12 protein-coding genes, 1 tRNA gene and 1 pseudogene are annotated in these 16,884 nt (G+C 63.7%); 13 read left to right on the forward strand and 1 reads right to left on the reverse strand.

The features are described 5' to 3' along the window. Positions 1-8 precede the first annotated feature (8 nt). The 10 genes and pseudogenes from E4P09_RS26935 to rpoC form a co-directional block, all read left to right on the forward strand. A pseudogene (locus E4P09_RS26935) lies at positions 9-416 on the forward strand (EF-Tu C-terminal domain-related protein); the annotation flags it as partial. A 177-nt stretch (positions 417-593) separates the two neighbouring features. Continuing rightward, a tRNA-Trp gene (locus tag E4P09_RS25550) sits at positions 594-669 on the forward strand. 119 nt (positions 670-788) lie between these two features. Continuing rightward, complete coding sequence (secE, locus tag E4P09_RS25555) at positions 789-986, forward strand: preprotein translocase subunit SecE (protein ID WP_137392490.1); 198 nt, start codon at positions 789-791, stop codon at positions 984-986. A 15-nt stretch (positions 987-1,001) separates the two neighbouring features. Next, positions 1,002-1,532, forward strand: coding sequence for a transcription termination/antitermination protein NusG (nusG, locus tag E4P09_RS25560; protein ID WP_137392491.1), 531 nt, complete (start codon positions 1,002-1,004; stop codon positions 1,530-1,532). Positions 1,533-1,671: 139 nt separating this feature from the next. Further along, a complete protein-coding gene (gene rplK, locus E4P09_RS25565) occupies positions 1,672-2,100 on the forward strand; it encodes a 50S ribosomal protein L11 (RefSeq protein ID WP_137392492.1) in 429 nt (142 codons plus the stop codon). A 3-nt stretch (positions 2,101-2,103) separates the two neighbouring features. Next, on the forward strand, positions 2,104-2,805 hold the full coding sequence (rplA, locus tag E4P09_RS25570) for a 50S ribosomal protein L1 (RefSeq protein WP_137392493.1): 702 nt from the start codon (positions 2,104-2,106) through the stop codon (positions 2,803-2,805). 390 nt (positions 2,806-3,195) lie between these two features. Next, the gene (gene rplJ / locus E4P09_RS25575; RefSeq protein WP_137392494.1) at positions 3,196-3,714 is read left to right on the forward strand and encodes a 50S ribosomal protein L10; all 519 of its coding nucleotides are present in this window, start codon (positions 3,196-3,198) and stop codon (positions 3,712-3,714) included. Between the two features lie 49 nt (positions 3,715-3,763). Beyond that, positions 3,764-4,147 (forward strand): 50S ribosomal protein L7/L12, encoded by a 384-nt coding sequence (gene rplL / locus E4P09_RS25580; protein ID WP_137392495.1) that lies wholly within the window; start codon positions 3,764-3,766, stop codon positions 4,145-4,147. Positions 4,148-4,294: 147 nt separating this feature from the next. Further along, complete coding sequence (gene rpoB, locus E4P09_RS25585; RefSeq protein ID WP_137392496.1) at positions 4,295-8,380, forward strand: DNA-directed RNA polymerase subunit beta; 4,086 nt, start codon at positions 4,295-4,297, stop codon at positions 8,378-8,380. A gap of 118 nt (positions 8,381-8,498) precedes the next feature. Beyond that, complete coding sequence (gene rpoC, locus E4P09_RS25590) at positions 8,499-12,713, forward strand: DNA-directed RNA polymerase subunit beta' (protein ID WP_137392497.1); 4,215 nt, start codon at positions 8,499-8,501, stop codon at positions 12,711-12,713. A gap of 261 nt (positions 12,714-12,974) precedes the next feature. Here rpoC and E4P09_RS25595 read toward each other — a convergent pair whose 3' ends face one another. After that, entirely contained in the window at positions 12,975-13,361 is a 387-nt protein-coding gene (locus E4P09_RS25595; protein WP_137392498.1) for a VOC family protein, read from the reverse strand. Between the two features lie 445 nt (positions 13,362-13,806). Here E4P09_RS25595 and rpsL point away from each other — a divergent pair, with 445 nt between their 5' ends. The 3 genes from rpsL to fusA are packed head-to-tail and all read left to right on the forward strand — an operon-like array spanning position 13,807 to position 16,768. Further along, the gene (rpsL, locus tag E4P09_RS25600; RefSeq protein ID WP_137392499.1) at positions 13,807-14,178 is read left to right on the forward strand and encodes a 30S ribosomal protein S12; all 372 of its coding nucleotides are present in this window, start codon (positions 13,807-13,809) and stop codon (positions 14,176-14,178) included. A 22-nt stretch (positions 14,179-14,200) separates the two neighbouring features. After that, positions 14,201-14,671, forward strand: a complete 471-nt coding sequence (gene rpsG / locus E4P09_RS25605) for a 30S ribosomal protein S7 (protein ID WP_137392500.1) — start codon at positions 14,201-14,203, stop codon at positions 14,669-14,671. 21 nt (positions 14,672-14,692) lie between these two features. Continuing rightward, on the forward strand, positions 14,693-16,768 hold the full coding sequence (gene fusA / locus E4P09_RS25610) for an elongation factor G (RefSeq protein WP_137392501.1): 2,076 nt from the start codon (positions 14,693-14,695) through the stop codon (positions 16,766-16,768). Positions 16,769-16,884: the final 116 nt, after the last annotated feature.

Consider the following 16,884-nt stretch of genomic DNA (forward strand, 5'->3'; position numbering starts at 1 on the left):
GGACGGTTGTGACGGGCCGGATCGAGCGCGGTGTCGTGAAGGTCGGCGAGGAAGTGGAGATTGTCGGGATCCGCGACACGCGCAAGACCACGGTGACGGGCGTCGAGATGTTCCGCAAGCTGCTCGATCAGGGGGAGGCGGGCGACAATATCGGTGCGCTGCTGCGCGGCATCGACCGGGACATGGTGGAGCGGGGCCAGGTTTTGTGCAAGCCCGGCTCGGTGAAGCCGCACAAGAAGTTCACGGCGGAAGCCTACATCCTGACGAAGGAGGAGGGTGGACGTCACACGCCGTTCTTCACCAACTACCGTCCGCAGTTCTACTTCCGGACGACGGACGTGACGGGTGTTGTGACGCTGCCGGAAGGCGTCGAGATGGTGATGCCGGGCGACAACGTGTCGATGAGCGTTGAGCTGATCACGCNGGTCGGGCTCCCGTGCCCGACCTCAGGACCCAGGGCTGGGGCAGGGCGGCGCAAAGCGGCCTGCCTCTACCGTCCGACTTGGGACTGGTCAGCCGGCGTATCCGGTGATAAGGATGCGCCGGCTGATGCGTCAGCCGGACTGGTTCGGTCGCGAACCGGTCAAGAGTTTAGGGGTGTAGCTCAGTTGGTAGAGCGGCGGTCTCCAAAACCGCAGGTCGGGGGTTCGAGACCCTCCGCCCCTGCCAGAACAGAATGACGCGACTGGCTGCGGCCGCTGAGGCCCCCAGCGCGTCTTCTGGCGTTTGTGGAATTCAAGGCGAGCACGCCTCTGGTGGCGCAAGGCCGCCGAGGCAGTGGAGTGACTATGGCGAAGACCAATCCATTCCAGTTCGTGCAGCAGGTCCGGGCCGAATTGGCCAAGGTGACCTGGCCGACGCGCAAGGAGACGATGATCACCACGGCGATGGTGATGATCATGGTGGTGCTCGCCTCCATCTTTTTCCTCGTGGTGGACGAGATCTTGAGTTTCGCCGTGGGCTACGTGCTCGGGATCAGGGCGTGAATAGGGCTGGGAAGAATGGCTAAGCGCTGGTACATCGTTCACACCTATTCAAACTTCGAGAAGAAGGTGGCCGAGACGCTGAAGGAGCAGGCGGCGCAGCAGGGCCTGGAGCACCTCTTCGAGGAGATCCTGGTGCCGACCGAGGAGGTGGTCGAGGTGCGTCGCGGCCGCAAGGTGACGACCGAGCGGCGGTTCTTCCCGGGCTACGTGCTGGTGCGGATGGAGATGACGGACCAGGCCTATCACCTGATCCGCAACATCCCCAAGGTGACCGGTTTCCTCGGCTCCGACAACAAGCCGATCCCGATCTCCAATGCGGAAGCCGAACGCATCCTCCACCAGGTGAAGGAAGGCGTCGAGCGGCCGCGGCCCTCGGTCATGTTCGAGGTGGGCGAGCAGGTCAAGGTGTCGGACGGGCCCTTCGCCTCGTTCAACGGTCTCGTGGAAGAGGTCGACGAGGAGCGCTCACGGCTCAAGGTGGCCGTGTCCATTTTCGGCCGGCCAACGCCGGTCGAGCTCGAGTTCGGGCAGGTGGAGAAGGTCTGACGCAAGCAATCTCTCAATCTCCCGTTAACCGGTGGGAGGCCTGATCGCCCCGCCAGCCTGCGGCGGCGACAAGTGCATGGGGCCGCACCACCACCCTCTGCAACGTGAATGCCGGCGATAATCCGGCGGAGAGGACGAAATGGCGAAGAAAGTAACCGGCTATATCAAGCTGCAGGTGCCTGCGGCTTCGGCCACCCCGTCGCCCCCGATCGGGCCGGCGCTCGGTCAGCGCGGCCTGAACATCATGGAATTCTGCAAGGCCTTCAACGCGGCCACCCAGGATCTCGAAAAGGGCGCGCCCTGCCCGACGGTGATCACCGTCTATCAGGACAAGTCGTTCACCTTCGAGATCAAGACCCCGCCGGCGAGCTACCTGCTGCGGCAGGCGGCGAAGGTGGCCAAGGGCTCGAAGGAGCCGGGCCGTGCCAATGTCGGCTCGGTCACCATGGAGCAGGTGCGCCAGATCGCCCAGGCCAAGCTCAAGGACCTCAACGCCCGGGACCTCGACCAGGCGGCGAAGATCATCGCGGGCTCGGCCCGTTCCATGGGCCTGCAGGTGGTGGAGTAAACCATGGCCAAGGTTGCAAAGCGCATTGCCAAGATCAATGAAGGCCTCAGCCGGAACCGGGCCTACCCGCTGGAAGAGGCGCTGAAGCTGCTCAAGGAGCGCGCGGTCGCCAAGTTCGACGAGACCATCGAGATCGCGCTCAACCTGGGCGTCGACCCGCGCCATGCGGACCAGATGGTGCGCGGCGTCTGCCAGCTGCCCAACGGCTCGGGCCGCGACGTGCGGGTGGCGGTATTCGCGCGCGGCGACAAGGCCGAGCAGGCGAAGGCCGCCGGTGCCGACATCGTCGGCGCCGAGGACCTGGTGGAGCGTATCCAGGGCGGCAACGTAGATTTCGACCGCTGCATCGCCACCCCGGACATGATGCCGCTGGTCGGCCGTCTGGGTAAGGTGCTGGGCCCCCGCGGCCTGATGCCGAACCCGAAGGTCGGCACGGTGACGCCGGACGTTGCCGCGGCGGTCAAGGCGGCCAAGGGCGGCGCGGTCGAGTTCAAGGTCGAGAAGGCCGGCATCGTGCATGGCGGCGTGGGCAAGGCGAGCTTCAGCGAGGATGCGCTGGCCGGCAATATCCGCGCCTTCGTGGACGCGGTGGTGAAGGCCAAGCCCGCCGGCGCCAAGGGCACCTATCTCAAGAAGGCGTCGTTGAGTTCGACCATGGGTCCCGGGCTCAAGGTTGACCTTGCGACTTTGACGGCCCCGGCGTAATAGAACGGGTTCGTTTACAAGATTCGCTTGAACTGGTCGGGCCCAGACCCGATCTGTTCAGGCGTTTCGTCCGTTCTGCTGCTGAGCGGCAGGCCGGATGGAAGACCTGTCCGAGACTGCAGGTGCGTGGATGTGTCCGCGCTTAATCTCCTGCATGAGACGGGGAATGGGTTGATCGGCGGATCAGGACACACCATCTGGTGGTGTCTTGTCCTTCGATTGGTTCGAACCTCGGTTTCGCGGCATCCCTCTCGGCGAAGGATGGCGGGACAGGCAATGGGCGCCATTGGCGGCGGCCATCAGCCTAATCGAGGGTGGTGGTCGGCACCGGTGGCAAGTGTGGACGCGCAATATCCCGAAAGGGATGGAGCGCACACGAGGAGAGAGCAAGTGGATAGAGCTGAAAAGCAAGAGCTCATCAACACGCTCAACCAGGTGTTCAAGACCACCGGCGTCGTCGTGGTGGTCGGCTACCAGGGCCTGACCGCGGCGCAGATGAACGCCCTGCGCGGCAGTATGGCCGAGGCCAACGCGACATTCAAGGTCGCGAAGAACCGCCTGGTCAAGCTTGCTCTTGATGGCACGGAATCGGACGGCATCAAGGACCTGTTCAGAGGTCCGACCGCCGTGGCCTATTCGGCCGATCCGATCGCGGCGCCAAAGGCGTTGGTGGCCTATGCCAAGGCGAACGAGAAGCTGGTGATCCTGGGGGGTGCCCTGGGCTCGCGGGTTCTCGATGCCAATGGCGTCAAGGCCCTGGCCGAGCTGCCGTCTCTCGACGAGCTGAGGGGCAAGCTCATCGGCCTCATTCAGGCTCCCGCCACCCGTCTCGCCGGCGTGCTTCAGGCGCCCGGCGGCCAGCTGGCGCGGGTCCTCAATGCCTACGCCACCAAGAGCGAGGCCGCTTGACGGCCAACTTCAACAACCGGTTCGAACCAATTGAAAGAAAGTAAGAGACATGGCTGATCTGTCGAAGATTGTTGACGAGCTGTCGAATCTGACGGTTCTCGAAGCGGCCGAGCTGTCAAAGCTCCTGGAAGAGAAGTGGGGCGTCTCCGCCGCAGCCCCTGTCGCGGTCGCCGCGGTCGGCGGCGGCGCTGCTGCCGGCGCGGCCGCACCGGCCGAGGAGCAGACCGAGTTCACGGTGATGCTGAACTCCGCCGGCGACAAGAAGATCAACGTGATCAAGGTGGTCCGCGAGATCACCGCGCTCGGCCTGAAGGAAGCCAAGGACCTGGTGGAAGGCGCGCCCAAGCCGGTCAAGGAAGGCGTGTCCAAGGCCGAGGGCGAGGACATCAAGAAGAAGCTCGAAGAGGCTGGCGCTACGGTTGAGCTTAAGTAAATGCCATTCGGCGCGGGAAGGGGCCCATACCCTTCCCGTTGTCGGAACAAGCTGGACGTTTCCCAACGGTTTTCCAGGCAGCCGCCGCAGAGGGCTGCCCGGAAAGCCGTTTAAAGCGTTGAATGAAGCGCTCATAAAGGAGCCGAAATGACTCAGACTTTCACCGGTCGCAGGCGGGTCCGCAAGTTCTTTGGACGTATGCAGGAAGTTGCGGAGATGCCGAACCTCATCGAGGTTCAGAAGGAATCGTACCAGCAGTTCCTTCAGGTGGATGAGCCGGCGGGCGGGCGCGAGGATACAGGCCTGCAGGCCGTGTTCAAGTCCGTATTCCCCATTAGCGATTTCTCGGGCCAGGCGATGCTCGAATTCGTGCGCTACGAGTTCGAGCCGCCGAAATACGACGTCGAGGAGTGCCAGCAGCGGGGCATGACCTATGCGGCGCCGCTGAAGGTGACCCTGCGCCTGATCGTGTTCGAGCTGGATGACGAGACCGGCGCCAAGTCGGTGAAGGATATCAAGGAGCAGGACGTCTATATGGGCGACATGCCCTTCATGACGGACAACGGCACCTTCGTCGTGAACGGCACCGAGCGCGTGATCGTCTCCCAGATGCACCGCTCGCCCGGCGTGTTCTTCGACCACGACCGCGGCAAGACTCATTCCAGCGGCAAGCTGCTGTTTGCCGGCCGCATCATTCCCTATCGCGGCTCATGGCTCGACTTCGAGTTCGACGCCAAGGACATCGTCTATGTGCGCATCGACCGGCGCCGCAAGCTGCCGGTGACGACGCTGTTCTATGCCCTCGGCCTCGATGGCGAGGAGATCCTGCACTATTTCTACGATACTGTGACCTATACGCGCACGGCCGAAGGCTGGCGCACGCCGTTCGATCCCAAGCGCTATCGCGGCGTGAAGCCGGAGCGCGACCTGATCAACGCGGCGACCGGCGAGGTGGCGGTCGAAGCCGGGCGCAAGATCACCCCGCGGCTCGCGCGCAAGCTGGCCGAGGAAGGCCTGACCGAACTGCTCGTGCGCAACGAGGACCTTTACGGCTCCTATGTGGCCGATGAGCTGGTCAATCCCGACACCGGCGAGATCTATGCGGAAGCCGGCGACGAGATCAACGAGGCGATGCTGAAGGTGCTCGAGGAGGCGGGCTACGAGGAGCTGCGCATTCTCGATATCGACCACATCACCACCGGCGCCTATATCCGCAACACGCTGAAGTCGGACAAGGTGGAGAACTACGAGCAGGCGCTGCTCGAGATCTACCGCGTCATGCGGCCGGGCGAGCCGCCCACGCGCGAGACGGCGGAGGCCCTGTTCCACGGCCTGTTCTCCGATCCGGAGCGCTATGATCTCTCGGCAGTGGGCCGGGTGAAGCTCAACATGCGGCTCGACCTCCACAGCCCGGACACGCTGCGCACGCTGACCCGCGACGACATCCTGGCGGTGGTCAAGACCCTGACCGACCTGCGCGACGGCAAGGGCGAGATCGACGACATCGACCATCTCGGCAACCGGCGGGTGCGCTCGGTCGGCGAGCTCATGGAGAACCAGTTCCGCGTCGGCCTGGTGCGCATGGAGCGCGCCATCCGCGAGCGCATGAGCTCGGTCGACATCGACACGGTGATGCCGCACGACCTCATCAACGCCAAGCCGGTGGCCGCCGCGGTGCGCGAATTCTTCGGCTCGTCGCAGCTGTCGCAGTTCATGGATCAGACGAACCCGCTGTCGGAAGTCACCCACAAGCGGCGGCTTTCAGCCCTTGGCCCGGGGGGCCTCACGCGCGAGCGTGCGGGCTTCGAGGTGCGCGACGTGCACCCGACCCATTACGGCCGCATCTGCCCGATCGAGACGCCGGAAGGCCCGAATATCGGCCTGATCAACTCGCTGGCGACCTTCGCCCGCGTCAACAAATACGGCTTCATCGAGGCCCCGTACCGCAAGGTCAAGGACGGCCGCGTCTCGGACGAGGTGGTCTATCTCTCGGCGATCGAGGAGGCGAAATACCATATCGGCCAGGCGAACGTGAAGCTGGACGCCGACGGCCGCTTCCTGGAGGAACTGGTCACCGCCCGTATCGGCGGCGACGTCACCATGGTCTCGCCCGACCGGCTCGACTATGTGGACGTGTCGCCGAAGCAGCTGGTGTCGGTTGCGGCAGCCCTCATCCCGTTCCTGGAGAATGACGACGCCAACCGTGCGCTCATGGGATCCAACATGCAGCGGCAGGCGGTGCCGCTGATCAAGACCGATGCGCCGCTGGTGGGCACCGGCATGGAGGAGGTGGTTGCCCGCGACTCGGGCGCGGCCATTTCCGCTCGCCGCACCGGCATCGTGGACCAGGTGGACAGCCGCCGTATTGTCATCCGCGCAACCGAGGAGACGGACCCCGCCCGCTCGGGCGTGGACATCTACAACCTCGCCAAATTCCAGCGGTCGAACCAGAACACCTGCATCAACCAGCGTCCGCTCGTTCGGGTTGGCGACCGGGTGAAGGCCGGCGACATCATCGCGGATGGTCCGTCGACGGATCTCGGCGACCTGGCGCTCGGTCGCAACGTGCTCGTCGCGTTCATGCCGTGGAACGGCTACAACTTCGAGGATTCGATCCTGATCTCGGAACGGGCCGTCCGCGACGACATTTTCACCTCTATCCATATCGAGGAATTCGAGGTGATGGCGCGCGACACCAAGCTCGGGCCGGAGGAAATCACCCGCGACATCCCGAATGTCGGTGAAGAGGCCCTCAAGAACCTGGACGAGGCCGGCATCGTCTATATCGGTGCCGAGGTGAAGCCGGGCGACATCCTGGTGGGCAAGATCACGCCGAAGGGCGAGAGCCCGATGACGCCGGAGGAGAAGCTCCTGCGTGCGATCTTCGGCGAGAAGGCGTCCGACGTGCGCGACACCAGCTTGCGGGTGCCGCCGGGCGTCCAGGGCACCATCGTCGAGGTGCGCGTGTTCAACCGCCACGGGGTGGACAAGGACGAGCGCGCGCTTGCCATCGAGCGCGAGGAAATCGAGCGGCTGGCCAAGGACCGCGACGACGAGCTGGCGATCCTCGATCGCAACACCTATGGCCGTCTCGCCGACTTCCTCAACGGCAAGGAGGCGGCCGGCGGGCCGCGCGGCTACAAGGTCGAGGGTGCCATCGATCAGGCCAAGCTCGACGAGATGCCCCGGTCGAAGTGGTGGGAGATTGCGCTGGCCGACGAGAAGTCGCTGTCAGAGCTCGAGGCCATGCGCCAGCAGTATGAGGACTCCAAGAAGCGGCTGGAGCAGCGGTTCCTCGACAAGGTCGAGAAGCTGCAGCGCGGCGACGAGCTGCCGCCCGGCGTGATGAAGATGGTCAAGGTCTTCGTCGCGGTGAAGCGCAAGATCCAGCCCGGCGACAAGATGGCGGGCCGCCACGGCAACAAGGGCGTGGTCTCCAAGATCGTGCCGATCGAGGACATGCCCTTTGCAGAGGACGGAACGCCGGTCGACATGGTCTTGAACCCGCTCGGCGTGCCGAGCCGCATGAATGTCGGGCAGATCCTCGAGACCCATCTCGGCTGGGCCTGTGCGGGTCTTGGCAAGCAGATCGCACAGCTGTGCGATATCTACTACGAGAACCGCAAGATCGAGCCGCTGAAGGAGAAGCTCGAGGGCATCTACGGCAAGTCCGACGGCCTGGCTGAGCTATCGCCGGAGGAGATGATCACCTTCGCCGAGAGCATGCGCGGCGGCGTTCCCGTTGCAACCCCCGTGTTCGACGGAGCCAAGGAGGAGGACATCGTCCACATGCTTTCGGAAGCGGGCATGGACACCTCCGGCCAGGTGACGCTCTATGACGGCCGCACGGGCGAGCCGTTCGATCGGAAGGTGACGGTCGGGTATATCTATATCCTCAAGCTGCACCACCTGGTCGACGACAAGATCCACGCCCGCTCGATCGGCCCATACAGCCTGGTCACCCAGCAGCCGCTGGGCGGCAAGGCTCAGTTCGGCGGTCAGCGCTTCGGCGAGATGGAGGTCTGGGCGCTGGAAGCCTATGGCGCCGCCTACACGTTGCAGGAGATGCTCACGGTGAAGTCGGACGACGTGGCCGGCCGCACCAAGGTCTACGAGGCGATCGTCCGTGGCGACGACACGTTCGAGGCCGGCATCCCCGAGAGCTTCAACGTGCTCGTCAAGGAAATGCGGTCGCTCGGCCTCAATGTCGAGTTGATCACCTCCGAAAGTTGACCGTCGCCCCACATAACGGCCCGGGAATTCTTCGCCGATTCCCGGGCGACCGTCCGCGACAGGCGGACCCCGCAAATTCATTTGAAGCCGCGCTGCCCGCGCGAAGGAGCCTGGACCGATGAATCAAGAGGTCATGAACCTTTTCAGCCCCGGAAGCCCTCCGGCGACGTTCGATTCGATCAAGATCTCGATCGCGTCGCCCGAGAAGATCCTGTCCTGGTCCTACGGTGAGATCAAGAAGCCGGAGACGATCAACTACCGGACGTTCAAGCCCGAGCGCGACGGCTTGTTCTGCGCCCGGATCTTCGGCCCCATCAAGGACTACGAGTGCTTGTGCGGCAAGTACAAGCGCATGAAGTACAAAGGCGTCATCTGCGAGAAGTGCGGCGTCGAGGTCACCTTGAGCCGCGTGCGCCGCGAGCGCATGGGCCATATCGAGCTGGCCGCGCCGGTTGCGCATATCTGGTTCCTCAAGTCGCTGCCGAGCCGCATTGCCCTGCTGCTCGACATGACCCTGAAGGAGATCGAGCGGGTCCTCTATTTCGAGAACTACATCGTCCTCGAGCCGGGGCTGACGCCGCTGAAGCCGCGCCAGCTTCTGACCGAGGACGAGTACATCGCCTATCAGGATGAGTATGGCGAGGATGCGTTCACCGCATCCATCGGCGCGGAGGCCATCCGCGACCTCCTGCGCGAGATCGATCTGGAGAAGCTGAGCGACAGCCTGCGTCAGGAGATTGCCGAGTCGACCTCGGAGCTCAAGCCGAAGAAGCTCGCCAAGCGGCTCAAGCTGGTGGAGGCTTTCATCGAATCCGGCAACCGCCCGGAATGGATGATCCTGACGGTGATCCCGGTTATTCCGCCGGAGCTGCGCCCGCTGGTGCCGCTCGACGGCGGCCGCTTCGCCACGTCCGACCTCAACGATCTCTATCGCCGCGTCATCAACCGCAACAACCGGCTGAAGCGGCTGATCGAGCTGAAGGCGCCGGACATCATCATCCGCAACGAGAAGCGCATGCTTCAGGAGGCGGTGGACGCGCTGTTCGACAACGGCCGGCGCGGTCGCGTGCTCACGGGCGCCAACAAGCGGCCGCTGAAGTCGCTCGCTGACATGCTGAAAGGCAAGCAGGGCCGGTTCCGGCAGAACCTGTTGGGCAAGCGCGTGGACTATTCCGGCCGCTCGGTGATCGTGGTCGGCCCGGAGCTCAAGCTGCACCAGTGCGGCCTGCCGAAGAAAATGGCGCTCGAGCTGTTCAAGCCCTTCATCTACTCGCGTCTCGACGCGAAGGGTTTGGCGGCCACCGTCAAGCAGGCAAAGAAGCTGGTGGAAAAGGAGAAGCCGGAGGTCTGGGACATCCTGGATGAGGTCATCCGCGAGCACCCGATCCTCTTGAACCGTGCGCCCACCTTGCACCGCTTGGGCATCCAGGCCTTCGAGCCGGTGCTGATCGAGGGCAAGGCGATCCAGCTGCATCCGCTGGTCTGCGCCGCCTTCAACGCGGACTTCGACGGCGACCAGATGGCGGTGCACGTGCCGCTGTCCCTGGAAGCGCAGCTCGAGGCCCGCGTGCTGATGATGTCCACCAATAACGTGCTGCACCCGGCCAACGGTCAGCCGATCATCGTGCCGAGCCAGGACATCGTGCTCGGTCTCTACTACCTGTCGCTGATGCGGCAGAACGAGCCGGGCGAGGGCATGGTGTTCGCCAATCTGGCGGAAATCGACCACGCGCTGGAAGCGAAGATCGTCACCTTGCATTCGAAGATCAAGGCGCGCTTCACCTCCGTCGATGCCGATGGCAACGAGGTGACCAAGGTCTATGAGACCACGCCGGGCCGCATGAAGATCGGCGCGCTTCTGCCGAAGCGCCCGGGGATCACGTTCGACCTGTGCAACAAGCTGCTGACCAAGCGCGAGATCAGCCGCATGATCGATGCCGTCTACCGCCATTGCGGGCAGAAGGAATCGGTCATCTTCTGTGACCAGATCATGGGCCTCGGCTTCCACAACGCCTTCAAGGCGGGCATCTCCTTCGGCAAGGACGACATGGTCATTCCGGAGACGAAGGAGAAGCTGGTCGAGGAGACCCGGCAGCTGGTCAAGGAATACGAGCAGCAATACGTGGACGGCCTGATCACCCAGGGCGAGAAGTACAACAAGGTGGTGGACGCCTGGGCCAAGTGCACCGACAAGGTGGCCGACGAGATGATGGCGCGGATCTCGGCTGTCGAATTCGAACAGGAGAGCGGTCGCGAGAAGCCGATCAATTCCATCTACATGATGGCCCATTCGGGCGCGCGCGGCTCTCCGGCGCAGATGAAGCAGCTGTCCGGCATGCGTGGCCTGATGGCCAAGCCGTCGGGAGAGATCATCGAGACGCCGATCATCTCCAACTTCAAGGAAGGCCTCACCGTGCTCGAGTACTTCAACTCGACCCACGGCGCCCGCAAGGGGCTGGCCGACACCGCCTTGAAGACGGCCAACTCGGGCTATCTCACCCGCCGCCTGGTGGACGTGGCGCAGGACTCCATCATCACCGAGGAGGATTGCGGCACGGAGGCGAGCATCACGACCAGCCCGCTGATCGATGCGGGCGAGGTGGTGGTGTCGCTCGGCAGCCGCGTGCTCGGCCGCACTGCTGCGGAAGACGTGATCGACCCGGCGACCGGCGCGGTGATCGTGCCGAGGAACCACGAGATCATGGAGGAGCATGCCGAGGCCATCGAGCGCTCCGGCCTGCAGCAGGTGCGGATCCGCTCGGTTCTGACCTGCTCCACCAAGTTCGGTGTCTGCGCCAAGTGCTACGGCCGCGATCTCGCGCGTGGCACGCCCGTCAACCTGGGCGAAGCGGTGGGCGTCATCGCCGCCCAGTCGATCGGCGAGCCGGGCACCCAGCTCACCATGCGCACCTTCCATATCGGCGGCACGGCTCAGGTGCTGAACGAGTCCTTCCTGGAGTCGGCGCATGAGGGCACGGTCAAGATCCGCAACCCGAATATCGGTCGCGACAGTGCCGGCCGGTATGTGGTGATGGGCCGGAACACCTCGATCGCCATCATCGACGACAACGGCGTCGAGCGTGCGCATCACAAGGTGATGTACGGCGCGCGCCTGCACGTCGCCGATGGCGACCGTGTCAAGCGCGGCACCCGTCTCGCCGAGTGGGATCCCTATACCCGCCCGGTTCTCACCGAGGTCGAAGGCACGGTGGATTTCGAGGACGTGGTGGACGGCATCTCCGTCAAGGAGGTGGCGGACGAGGCGACCGGCATCACCAGCCGCGTGGTCATGGACTGGCGGTCCTCGCCCCGCGGCGCGGATCTCAGGCCGGCCATCGTCATCAAGAACAAGGACGGCAATATCGCCAAGCTGCCTCGTGGCGGCGAGGCGCGCTACCTCCTGTCGGTCGACGCGGTGCTGTCGGTGGAGCCGGGTGCTGCAGTGAAGCCGGGCGACGTGCTGGCCCGTATCTCGACGGAAAGCGCCAAGACGCGCGACATCACTGGCGGTCTGCCGCGGGTGGCGGAGCTGTTCGAGGCGCGCCGGCCAAAGGATCACGCCATCATCGCCGAAATCTCGGGCACGGTGCAGTTCGGGCGCGACTACAAGAACAAGCGCCGCATCCGCATCGAGCCCGACGACGCCAATCTCGAACCGGTCGAGTACCTGATCCCCAAGGGCAAGCATCTGCCTGTCCAGGAGGGCGACCACATCGAGAAGGGCGAGTATCTGATGGACGGCAACCCGGCGCCGCACGACATCCTGGCGATCAAGGGGATCGAGGAGCTTGCGAGCTTCCTGATCAACGAGATCCAGGAGGTCTACCGGCTGCAGGGCGTGTTGATCAACGACAAGCACATCGAGGTCATTGTCCGACAGATGCTGCAGAAGGTGGAGATCGAGGACGGCGGCGACAGCCTGCTGCTCCCCGGCGAGCAGGTCGACCGGATCGAGCTGGACGAGATCAACGACAAGCTGTTGGCGGATGGCAAGAAGCCCGCGACCGGCAAGCCGGTGCTGCTCGGCATCACCAAGGCCTCCCTGCAGACCCGCTCGTTCGTGTCGGCCGCCTCGTTCCAGGAGACCACGCGCGTTCTCACCGACGCAGCTGTCAACGGCAAGACCGACATGCTCGAGGGCTTGAAGGAAAACGTGATCGTCGGCCGCCTCATTCCGGCCGGCACCGGGCGGATGTTGGCCCGCTACAAGCAGGTCGCCGACAAGCGCGACCAGCTTATCCTGGAGGAGCGGCGCAAGGGCGGTGCGGCTTTGCCGGGTGGGACAGCGCCCGTGGCCGACCCGTTCGCTTCGCCCCAGGAGCAGCCGGTCTAGAGCATTTTCGAGCGAAGTGGGTACCGGTTCGCATAAAGAAAATGTGATAAAACAATAATTTAAGGCGGTTCCGCGATTCAGAGGAAGAGCGGAACCGCTTCTAGCGTGCACGCGGTGTGCCCCGCTTTCCCTTCCCGGTCACCGGGGAGGGTGGCCGCCGCGGGATGGCCGGGCGGGGCTGCGGAGCTCCCGGGACGAACAAGTAAAAAGCGGCCGCCTGGCGCGGCCGCTTTTGTTTTTGCCGTCGCCCCGTCGGTGGGATCAGGCGCCGACCCTATCTTCGATCATCACTTCGGCCGGCGTGGCCGCCTTCGGCTGCACGAAAGCGACGATGGCGCCGCCACCGTCCTGAATCAGCGCAACCTCGCCGATATGATCGCTGTGGAAAGGCCCGTGCATGACCCGGCCGCCGGTCCCGTTGGCGTGCGCAACCGCCTGGTTGATGTCGTCGACGGCGAGGCAGGCGATCCAGAAGTTTGGCGTGCCGTCAAATACGGGGGACGTCATCTGGAAGATGCCGCAGACCGGCGCACCATCCTTCATCGCGATCCAGTAGGTGCTGTTGTCAGGTAGTTGTAGGGGGCGATAGGTCCAGCCCATGATATCAGCATAGAATGCCTTGGCCGCCTCGGCATTCCACGTCAGCAATTCATTCCACCAAACCTTTCCGTGAACTTGCATGTGACCCTCATGAAATAACTTCGACAGAATGGACGGTCTCACTATATCCTTCTCATTGTAGGTGCAGATCATTGCAACATTATTGACGTGCGGTCCCAAGTGCTTGGACGAAATTTCTGAGGCCCTGCTTGGTTTTTCCGCGATACAAGGGTTGACGCGGGGGAGAGGGATAAGTATGTTCCGCGCACTTTCGACGGCAGGCCGTAGGCAGGTGTCGTTGCCTAAACGCTGTCTAAAGTAAGCGGCGACATAGTCGGGACACGACCTCGGGGCTTTAAGTCTCGCGGTCCTCTGGTCATCAGGGCGCTGGCGAGCGGCGGAAGCCGATCGCATAAGCGCTCGAATGCGTGTTTCGGCAGCATCGGTCGATGCGCCGTTGGATCTTGAACAGTTGGACGAACGAAGAGCGCGAATGCCAACGATCAACCAGCTTATCCGCAAGCCCCGGGCCCCCCTCGGCAAGCGAAACAAAGTTCCGGCCATGGAGGCCTGCCCGCAGAAGCGGGGCGTATGCACGCGCGTGTATACGACAACGCCGAAGAAGCCGAACTCGGCGCTGCGCAAGGTGGCCAAGGTGCGCCTCACCAACCAGCACGAGGTGGTGACCTACATCCCGGGCGAGGGGCACAATCTGCAGGAGCACTCGGTGGTTCTGATCCGGGGCGGCCGCGTGAAGGACCTGCCGGGCGTGCGTTATCATATCATCCGTGGCGTGCTCGACACCCAGGGTGTCAATGCCCGCCGCCAGCGCCGATCGAAATACGGCGCCAAGCGGCCGAAGTGATCTGGGCAGGAGGGCTTAAGCAATGTCGCGTCGCCGCCGTGCAGACAAGCGGGAGATCAACCCGGATCCGAAATTCGGGGATCTCATCGTGTCCAAGTTCATGAACAACCTGATGCGGGACGGCAAGAAGTCCGTCGCCGAAGGCATCGTCTATGGCGCGTTCGACAAGATCGAGCAGCGCGCCAAGACCGATCCGGTCGCGGTATTCCATCAGGCCCTGGGCAATGTGAGCCCGGCCATCGAGGTGCGTTCCCGCCGTGTGGGTGGCGCCACCTATCAGGTGCCGGTCGAGGTGCGCCACGAGCGCCGGCAGGCCCTGGCCATCCGCTGGATCATTTCTGCAGCACGCGCTCGCAACGAGAACACCATGGTGGACCGGCTTTCGGCCGAGCTTCTCGATGCGGCGAACAATCGCGGCTCCGCGGTGAAGAAGCGCGAGGACACCCACCGGATGGCGGAAGCCAACCGGGCTTTCTCGCATTACCGCTGGTAACGGCCCGAGGGAGACTAGGCAATGCCCCGCACGCATCCGATCGAGGATTATCGCAATTTCGGCATCATGGCGCATATCGATGCCGGCAAGACCACGACCACCGAGCGCATCCTGTTCTACACGGGCAAGAGCCACAAGATCGGTGAGGTTCATGAGGGCGCTGCCACCATGGACTGGATGGAGCAGGAGCAGGAGCGCGGCATCACCATCACGTCGGCCGCAACCACCTGCTTCTGGAAGGGCAAGCGCCTGAACATCATCGACACGCCGGGCCACGTGGATTTCACCATCGAGGTGGAGCGCTCGTTGCGCGTGCTCGACGGCGCCATCGCGCTCTTGGACGCCAATGCCGGCGTCGAGCCGCAGACCGAGACGGTCTGGCGCCAGGCGGAGAAGTATCATGTGCCGCGCATGATCTTCGTCAACAAGATGGATAAGACCGGTGCCGATTTCTACAAATCGGTGGAGATGATCAAGAGCCGGCTGGGGGCGACGCCGCTCGTGATCCAGCTGCCGATCGGCTCGGAGAATACGTTCAAGGGCTGCGTCGACCTGATCAAGATGCAGGCGATCATCTGGCGTGACGAGACCTTGGGCGCCGAATTCGATTATGTGGAGATCCCGGCCGATCTCAAGGACAAGGCGCGGGAATACCGGGAAAAGCTCATCGAGCAGGCGGTCGAGATCGACGAAGCCGCCATGGAGGCTTATCTCGAAGGCAACGAGCCCGACGAGGAGAAGCTCAAGGCGCTGATCCGCAAGGGCACCTGCGACGTGACCTTCTATCCCGTGCTGTGCGGTTCCGCCTTCAAGAACAAGGGTGTGCAGCCGCTGCTCGATGCGGTGGTGGACTACCTTCCGAGCCCGATCGAGATTCCCCCGGTCAAGGGCGTGGACGTGAAGACCGGTGCCGAGGCGACGCGGGTAGCGCGCGACAACGAGCCGACCTCGCTGCTCGCCTTCAAGATCATGAACGATCCCTTCGTAGGCTCGCTCACCTTCTGCCGCATCTATTCGGGCAAGCTCGACTCCGGTACCCAGCTGCTCAACACGGTGAAGGAAAAGCGCGAGCGTGTCGGCCGCATGCTGCAGATGCATGCGAACCACCGCGAGGAGATCAAGGAAGCCTATGCGGGCGACATCGTGGCGCTGGCTGGTCTCAAGGAGACGACCACGGGCGATACCCTGTGCGATCCGAACTACCCGGTCATTCTCGAGCGCATGGAGTTCCCGGAGCCGGTGATCGAGATCGCCATCGAGCCGAACAGCAAGAGCGATCAGGAGAAGATGGGCCTCGCGCTCAACCGGCTGGCCCAGGAGGATCCCTCGTTCCGGGTCAAGACCGACGAGGAGTCGGGCCAGACCATCATCGCCGGCATGGGCGAATTGCATCTCGACATCATCGTCGACCGCATGCGCCGCGAGTTCAAGGTCGAGGCCAAGGTGGGCGCGCCGCAGGTGGCCTATCGCGAGACCATCTCCCGTCAGGCGGAGATCGATTACACCCACAAGAAGCAGACCGGCGGCTCTGGCCAGTTCGCCCGGGTGAAGCTGGTGATCGAGCCGGCCGAGCAGGGCGCGGGCTTCAGCTTCGAGTCGAAGATCGTCGGCGGTGCGGTGCCGAAGGAATATGTCCCCGGCGTGGAGAAGGGGATTCGCAGCGTCGTCGAGACCGGCGTGCTCGCCGGGTTTCCCATGCTCGACCTCAAGGCCAGCCTGGTGGACGGTGCCTATCACGACGTCGACTCGAGCGTGATGGCCTTCGAAATCGCGGCTCGCGCGGCGTTCCGCGAGGTGGCGCAGAAGGCGGGCTTGAAGCTGCTCGAGCCGATCATGCGGGTCGAGGTGGTGACGCCGGACGAGTATATGGGCGATGTGATCGGCGATCTGAATGCCCGGCGCGGGCAGATCCAGGGCACCGACAGCCGCGGCGTGGTCCAGGTGATCACGGCCATGGTGCCGCTCGCCAACATGTTCGGTTACGTGAACAACCTGCGGTCCATGTCCCAGGGACGGGCCCAGTACACGATGACCTTCGACCACTATGCGGAAGTGCCGAAGGCGGTCTCGGACGAAGTGGTTGCGAAATACGCCTGATCGCGGGATCGAGGCGAGGATTGTGACTGCCCCTGAGGGCTGAATGACAAGGACAGTTTGAGATGGCCAAGCAGAAGTTTGATCGTACGAAGCCCCATGTGAACATTGGGACGATT

The sequence above is a fragment of the Rhodoligotrophos defluvii genome (genome assembly GCF_005281615.1).
Lineage (GTDB): Bacteria > Pseudomonadota > Alphaproteobacteria > Rhizobiales > Im1 > Rhodoligotrophos > Rhodoligotrophos defluvii.

Coding starts and splice junctions, on each gene's coding strand:
- secE (WP_137392490.1), top strand. CDS start 789: ATGGCGAAGACCAATCCATTCCAGTTCGTGCAGCAGGTCCGGGCCGAA.
- nusG (WP_137392491.1), top strand. CDS start 1,002: ATGGCTAAGCGCTGGTACATCGTTCACACCTATTCAAACTTCGAGAAG.
- rplK (WP_137392492.1), top strand. CDS start 1,672: ATGGCGAAGAAAGTAACCGGCTATATCAAGCTGCAGGTGCCTGCGGCT.
- rplA (WP_137392493.1), top strand. CDS start 2,104: ATGGCCAAGGTTGCAAAGCGCATTGCCAAGATCAATGAAGGCCTCAGC.
- rplL (WP_137392495.1), top strand. CDS start 3,764: ATGGCTGATCTGTCGAAGATTGTTGACGAGCTGTCGAATCTGACGGTT.
- rpoB (WP_137392496.1), top strand. CDS start 4,295: ATGACTCAGACTTTCACCGGTCGCAGGCGGGTCCGCAAGTTCTTTGGA.
- rpoC (WP_137392497.1), top strand. CDS start 8,499: ATGAATCAAGAGGTCATGAACCTTTTCAGCCCCGGAAGCCCTCCGGCG.
- rpsL (WP_137392499.1), top strand. CDS start 13,807: ATGCCAACGATCAACCAGCTTATCCGCAAGCCCCGGGCCCCCCTCGGC.
- rpsG (WP_137392500.1), top strand. CDS start 14,201: ATGTCGCGTCGCCGCCGTGCAGACAAGCGGGAGATCAACCCGGATCCG.
- fusA (WP_137392501.1), top strand. CDS start 14,693: ATGCCCCGCACGCATCCGATCGAGGATTATCGCAATTTCGGCATCATG.